Raw genomic sequence first — 6877 nt, 5'->3', positions numbered from 1 at the left:
AGAAAGTGATACCATCGCGCATCCTCCCTGAATCGCACGTCGGCAAGCCTCTGGGAATCCCTAAATGGACTCTTTCGTTCCGGTCAATCCACTAGATCAGCCCTTGGCAAACATCCGTCCGGCAAGCCACCCCATGCCGAGCGACAGGGCAATCGCCCCCAGTCCATAGAGGAACGACCACCGCTGCGCAGCAGTGACGACCCGTCCTTCAAGCCCGGTCTTGACCACTTCGATCCGCGCCGTCGCACTGGTCAGCACCCGCCCGCGCGCGATCGCGAAGGTTTCGGCAGTGTAAGGCCCGGTGGTGACGTTGGACGGCAGGTTGATGCGCGCCTGATACAGCACCTTTTCACTGATGCGCACGCCGCCGGGGTTTTCCTGATACAGCCCCTGCCGCCGGCGCAATTCCACCAAGCCGCGGGAAAAACGCGCCTGTTCCTCAGGCTCGATCTGGCCCGATGGGCTAAGCTGGATGAAATCGGTGCCCAGTTCGAAAATCGCCGCTGTGCGTTCATCAACAATTTCGCTGATCGGGCGCGAGGAGACGACCGCGAAGAACGAAGGCGCGGAACGGAAGTCACTGGCTCCGGCATTCATCCAGATCCCGGCGATGCGTTCTTTTTCGCGCAGCCGGATCGGTTCGGCCGGGCCTTTCAGCACCACCACGATGTCATAATCCCCGGCGCTCCCGGCCCCTGCGGGGTCGATCACCGCACCATAAAGCAGCAGCCGCGCGCCGGTGAAGCCCTGCCGCACCTCGATCAGCGACTGGCTGACTTCGGGCACCAGCACCGGTTCGCGCTGGGCAAAAGCCGGGGAGGGTGACAATGCGAGCCATGCGGCCAAGGCCAGCGTCAGCCGTCCGGCAAGCGACAGGCCGATGCTCATAGTGGCACCACGGTGTAAATTTCGTCCGGTTGCACGCCAAGGCCGTAGAGCATCCGCAGCGCGATAACGATCACCAGCGCGGCCAGCGCCAGCCGCAGATATTCAGGCCGCGCCTTTGAAGCAATCTGCGTGCCGAATTGCGCGCCCAGCACCGATCCCAGCAGCAGCAGCCCGGCCAGCACCAGATCAACCGCCTTGGTGGTCAGCGCGTGGGTCATGGTGGTCACCATCGTCACGAACAGGATCTGGAACAGCGACGTGCCAACCACCACATTCCCGCTCATCCCCAGAATATACAGCATCGCGGGCACTAGCAGAAACCCGCCGCCAACCCCCATCAGCATCGTCAGGATACCAACCAGCATTCCCAATATCGCAGGCGCCAGGGGCGAGATATACAGGCCCGAGGCATAGAACCGCCAGCGATAGGGCAGGCTCGCCACCAGTGGGTGATGGCGGCGTTTGCGCACGGGTCGGTTAACCCCTCCGCCGAAAACGTCGGGTCGCAACGCTGCCAATCCTTCGCGCAGCATCAATGTTCCGATGGATCCCAGCATCAGCACATATAGAATGTTGATGACGACATCGATCTGGCCGAACGCTTGCAACACGCGGAACAGACCCGCCCCGATCAACGCTCCGACAATTCCGCCGCCGACCATCACCGCGCCCATGCGGTAATCAACGCCCTTGCGGCGCGAATGGGCGAGCACGCCCGAAACGCTTGCGCCCGTTACCTGCGTAGCCGCCGAGGCAGCGGCGACCGTTGGCGGTATCCCGTAGAAAATCAGCAGTGGCGTCGTCAAAAACCCGCCGCCCACGCCAAACAGACCCGACAAGATACCCGTCAACCCGCCAAGCAGCACGATAAACAGGCCGTTGACCGACAGATTCGCGATGGGCAGGTAGACGTCCATGGATTTCGATTAGACCAGCACGCCAGCCGATGAAAGCCGGGGTGGGCGGGTTATTTGTGGGCGGTCATTGGTTTGCGACCATGAACCGCATAAATCAGAAGCTTGTCGACAGCGTCGCGGCCAGTCCGGAATCGGGGCTGGCTTGCCCGGCGACCCGTTCACGCCAATCAATCGACAGGCGCGCTGGCACCTGGCCCACGGTCAGATCGATCCGCATCGTCGGCCCGACGTCAAGCCGCTGCGCGTCGCTTTGCGCCCCGCCCCATGCGCCAGCCCCCACGCTGAGACGCACGCCATTATCCGTGGCATCAGCAACCGCGCGGACTTCGCGCGACAGGTTCATCTGCCCATCGGCAAAGGCGGTGGATGACGCGCCGCCGACCCAGCCTGCCTGCCCATAGGCTTCCAGCCGCGTGCCAAACGGCAGCGTGATCGGCGCGAACTCGGTGACCGCATAGGCGGATGGGCGCAGTTCATCGGTAAAGGCCGCGTCGGTATAGCGCACTTCGCCCGCCACCCGCAGCGGCACCCGGGCAAGCGGACGTGCCGACACGCCCAGCGCCACTTCGTTTTCTCCGCGCCGCACCATCGCACGGTAGGCGCGGGCATATATCCGGGGATCGTGCCGCGCGTTTGGTGCCAGCCGGTATTGCAGCACCGCACCCACCTGGCTCGCGCCGTAGATCGGCACCCGCCCTTGCGAAACCGGCGCGGCATCTGATCCTTGCCGCCAGAACGTCCATGCATCTAAAGACCAGCGTCCGGCGATGCCTGGCCGAGGAACTGGCGCAGGGAGGAAGGGCGCATAATCGGACGCAGAGGACATCGCGGCCGCCAATCCGCTGCTGACACCGCCTCCAGACCCGCTCGCAGCTTGTGAAGCAGGCTCACCCATGCCCGCTTGCCACAAATAAGCGTGCGCGGCGGCAAGCTGCGGATCGATCTGTGTGGTCAACGCGCCGTCAGCAAAGCTTGCCCCGTCCCTGCTTGACGCGTCTCCGGGCAGCGCAGACGGGGACGGCTCGGGCTGCGCCGCCGCCGTCTGCGCAAAGATGGGCCCGGCAGGGGGCGCAAACACATCCGGCAAAACGAGCGCATCGCCAATCGCGGCAAACGGGTTTTCCCACCACAACGCCCGCGCACCCGTCCATGCGGTAAGCATCAGCGCGAGCATCAACAGTGGCCCACCACGCGGCCTGCCGCTCGCCGGCAGCCCCGCCGTCATCGCGCGTTTCCAACAAGGCCCAATTGCACAGGGTGCACTTCGTGTTCGGTCTTGTCCCACACCGCCGCGCGCCCGCCCAGAGTGGCGGCATAGGCTAACACCGCGCGCCGCCCGGCGATGATGGCGATCACGTTGGCGAGCGGCAGGCGCAGGATTGCCAGCACCCCTTCACGCCACCCATATTCGCGCGCGGTGAAGGCGAATCTCATACCCACGCGCCACACAAATGCCGCCACGTTGGCGATCAGCAGTGCTTCGAGCAGCGGGGTGAGCGGAACCGGCCGGGTCAGTCCAGCGGCAATCGCTATCCCCATCAGCCCGGTCAGCACCACCAGCGCATAGCCTGCCAGCAGCACCAGTGCGGTGAGCGGCCCGCGCCGGTCACGCGCGCGCATCCAGTGTTCGATCATGCCGCCCGACCATCCGACCCGGTCCCAGCCTTGCAAGGCAATGCCCAGCACCCAGCGGCATTTCTGGCGCACCACGCTTTCAAACCGGTCGGGGAAAAACGCGCGGGTGGCGACCAGCGTGCCATCATCACCGCGCACCCGCACGAACCGGCACCGCCCGCCCGCAGCGCCGATGGCAAGGCCAAGTTCGTAATCCTCGGTCAGCGAATCGCTGGCGAAAGGCATTCCCCCAAAGCCATCGGCAGCGCGGCGTTCGGCGAGTTCATCAAGCGCCCCGCGCGATGCCGCGCAGCCCACGCCTGCGCCCGGCAGGCTGGCGGAAAGCGCATCGCGCACCACCATCGCCTTGCCATGCGCTTCGGCGAATTCCTCACAATAATGGCTGCCGATGTGCCGTGCGATCCAGCCGCCGCGCTGCTGCACCAGCGGTTCGACCGGCAGTTGCACAAAATCGGCCCCGTCCGCGATGGTTTCATCGAGCAGGCCAAGCGCGGCTGCATCGACCATGTCCTCGGCATCATGGAACACCACGCTGGCAAAGCGGTGGCCGGCGCGGGCTTCGTCGGTGGTCATGGCGGCATAGAGGCGGTTGAGACAATCAGCTTTGGTGCTGGGGCCATCACGATCGTGGATCACCAGCCGCAGGCGCACATCGCCCCGCGCCGCCGCCGTCGCAGCCGCCAGCGTCGCCGGATCATTGCGATAACACCCCACATACAGGCGCAGGTTCGGCTGCGGCCAGCTATCGAGCATATGGCGGATGGTTGCCCCGATCACCGCAGATTCCTGCCAGGCAGGGATCAATACCGCCGCATGGCCATGCAGGCTGCGATTTTGCAGAGACCGGCGCGACCGGCGCTGGGTCACCGCCTGCCCGGACGCCTTCAACCAGACCCACACGGCATCCACCGCGAGATCATCAAGCGCGCCAATCAGGAAAAATACCCCGGCGAACAGCAGCAGTTCGTGTTGCAGCAGTGATGCCCACTGCCACAGATCAAGTTCCAAGATGGACAAGGCGACCCCCTGATCCAATTAAGTAACCTGACTATCTTGACTTGTCCCGCCATGCAACAGGTCTAATTATTTTAATGGTTTAAACCGGGTTACCTGCTGCCGCGTGTCAACTTCCGCCGGTTTACCAGCTGCCGACATTGGGCATGCTCACCCACGGTTCGGCCGGTTCCAGATGGCCTTCCTGCAACAGTTCGACCGATATCCCGTCGGGCGATTTGACGAAGGCCATATGCCCATCGCGCGGTGGGCGGTGGATGATGTGACCGGCATCGGCCAGCGCCGCGCAGGTCTCGTAGATATTATCGACCCGGTAGGCGAGGTGGCCGAAATTGCGTCCGCCATCATAGGATTCGCCGGGGCTGCCATCTTCGGGCGGCCAATTGTGGGTCAGTTCAACCTCGGCGACACCTGCCTGCCCCGGCGCGGCAAGGAAGATCAGCGTGAACCGCCCCGCCTCGACATCGAACCGGCGCACTTCTTCCAGCCCGATCAGCTTGAAGAAATCGACCGTCGCGACCGGATCGGTCACGCGGATCATGGAGTGAAGGTATTTCACCACGGAACAGTTCCCTTCCCTTATTCAAACTCGGTTCATCGACGTATATGCACAACTCGTCGCATCAACACTCTTGAGGGGGACAATGCGATGAGCAGCGAAGATGTGCAACCGGCGATTACGGCAGGCGGCGCTTTGCGTGAACCTGCGACCTTGCGCTGGTTCGGCACCGCAGCGATCGCCGCGATCGGCATGATCGCGGGCGGTTATCTGCTGGGCGATGGCTTGCTGCGCGCCAAGGATGCCGAACGCGCCGTCACCGTGCGCGGGTTGGCTGAACGCGATGTCACCGCCGATCTTGCGACCTGGACAATCTCCTATTCCGCCTCATCGACCAACCTGACCGAAGCACAGGCCAAAATGCGGCGCGATACGCAGGCGATCGAGGCGTTCTTCAACGATCTGGGTTTCCCCGCCGATGTTCTCCAGCCGACCGGCGCGAATGTATCGAGCTATACCAACGAAGGCATCACCACCTACACCGTGCGGCAAAGGCTCGCCTTGCGCACACAAGACATTGACCGCGCGCAAAAGGCCGTCGCCCGCCAATTCGATCTGGTCGGGCGCGGGGTGTTTCTGGAGGAAGGTTCGGCCATGTCCTACACCTTCACCAAATTGAACAGCATCAAACCCGAAATGGTGGCCGAAGCGACCAGGGACGCGCGCGCATCAGCCCAGCAATTCGCCGAGGATTCGGGTTCCCGCGTCGGCAAGATCAGCGAAGCGACCCAAGGCTATTTCACCATCGAAGCGCGTGACGGAGAGGCTGGCGGCTGGGGCATGTCTGACAGCCCGTACAAAAAAGTGCGGGTGGTCACGACCGTCAGTTTTTCGCTCGATTGATTGCCTCCGACCGGTAAATTTGCACTTCTGGCCGCGCCTGTCAGACGGCTGGTTGCGGTTTGCCGTGGTGATCGGTATGCGCGGCGCAGTGCATGGGCCTTGTGGCCTGCGTGCGGGGGCGGGCTGCCAACCACCGCTCGCCAATGCCGCCCAACCGGAACATTGCCTCGATGCTGCAGCGATTGCGCAACTATTTCCGCCCTCAAGTGAAGCACCGACTGCCTACGGTGCCCGCTGGCACGCGCTATTATGTCATCGGCGACATCCACGGCCGCCTTGACCTGTTCGACGCCATGATCGCCGCAATCGAGGAAGATGACGCAAGCTTGGGCGCGGCTGATACCCGTGTCGTGTTGCTTGGCGATCTGATTGATCGCGGGCCGGATAGCGCAGGCGTGATCGCGCGCACGCTGATGTGGCAGCAGCAGCGCAATGTCCGGGTGCTGGCGGGCAATCACGAAGAAATGTTCCTCGCCGCCTTCGAAAAGCCCGAAGCGCTGCGCCATTTCGTGAAGCATGGCGGGCGCGAAACCATCCTCAGTTTCGGCCTGTCGAACCGGCAATACGCCGCGCTTTCGACAGAACAGCTATTCGAACGCCTGCCTGCGCTGGTGCCGGTGCAGGTTCGTGATTACATTACCCGTTTCGAACTGATGATCATCGCCGGCGACTATGTATTCGTCCATGCCGGGATTGATCCGGCCCGTCCGCTGGATGACCAGAAGCGCAGCGATCTGCTGTGGATCCGTGATCGCTTTCTCAATCACAAAAGCCCACTGGAAAAAGTCGTTGTGCATGGCCACACGATCTTTGACCGGGTGATGAATTGCGGCAATCGCATCGGCATTGATACTGGCGCTTTCCGCTCCGGTGTGCTTACAGCGCTGGTGCTTGAGGGCGATCAACGGCGGGTGTTGCAGGCCTGCGCCAGCAATGGGGGGTCGGTTGACATTTTCCATGGCGAACGGGCAAGCGTGTCGCGTTGACCGTAGGGCGGGGCAGGTTCGGATTTCGCGTAAGG

7 protein-coding genes are annotated in these 6877 nt (G+C 63.2%); 2 read left to right on the top strand and 5 right to left on the bottom strand.

What is annotated here, in order from left to right; all coding sequences use genetic code 11:
• Positions 1-96 precede the first annotated feature (96 nt).
• From ABIE62_RS09930 to ABIE62_RS09910, 5 genes are all read right to left on the bottom strand, one after another.
• Positions 97-888, bottom strand: a complete 792-nt coding sequence (locus ABIE62_RS09930) for a TIGR02186 family protein (protein ID WP_354325639.1) — start codon at positions 886-888, stop codon at positions 97-99.
• On the bottom strand, positions 885-1805 hold the full coding sequence (locus ABIE62_RS09925; RefSeq protein ID WP_354325638.1) for a sulfite exporter TauE/SafE family protein: 921 nt from the start codon (positions 1803-1805) through the stop codon (positions 885-887). Before ABIE62_RS09925 ends, ABIE62_RS09930 begins: the two co-directional genes overlap by 4 nt.
• 94 nt (positions 1806-1899) lie before the next feature.
• On the bottom strand, positions 1900-3030 hold the full coding sequence (locus ABIE62_RS09920; RefSeq protein WP_354325636.1) for a hypothetical protein: 1131 nt from the start codon (positions 3028-3030) through the stop codon (positions 1900-1902).
• The gene (locus ABIE62_RS09915) at positions 3027-4457 is read right to left on the bottom strand and encodes a glycosyl transferase family protein (protein ID WP_354325634.1); all 1431 of its coding nucleotides are present in this window, start codon (positions 4455-4457) and stop codon (positions 3027-3029) included. The genes ABIE62_RS09920 and ABIE62_RS09915 overlap by 4 nt, the downstream gene beginning before the upstream one ends.
• A gap of 121 nt (positions 4458-4578) precedes the next feature.
• Positions 4579-5016 (bottom strand): VOC family protein, encoded by a 438-nt coding sequence (locus ABIE62_RS09910; RefSeq protein WP_354325633.1) that lies wholly within the window; start codon positions 5014-5016, stop codon positions 4579-4581.
• Positions 5017-5103: 87 nt separating this feature from the next.
• Between ABIE62_RS09910 and ABIE62_RS09905 the strand changes: the two genes are divergently transcribed.
• Entirely contained in the window at positions 5104-5856 is a 753-nt protein-coding gene (locus ABIE62_RS09905; RefSeq protein WP_354325631.1) for an SIMPL domain-containing protein, read from the top strand.
• Between the two features lie 143 nt (positions 5857-5999).
• Entirely contained in the window at positions 6000-6842 is an 843-nt protein-coding gene (locus ABIE62_RS09900; RefSeq protein ID WP_354325630.1) for a metallophosphoesterase family protein, read from the top strand.
• Positions 6843-6877: the final 35 nt, after the last annotated feature.

It is taken from the genome of Porphyrobacter sp. MBR-155 (genome assembly GCF_040547625.1).
Taxonomy (GTDB): domain Bacteria; phylum Pseudomonadota; class Alphaproteobacteria; order Sphingomonadales; family Sphingomonadaceae; genus Erythrobacter.
Note: the sequence above shows the minus strand (reverse complement) of the source record. Positions and strands in the feature narration are given on the sequence as shown.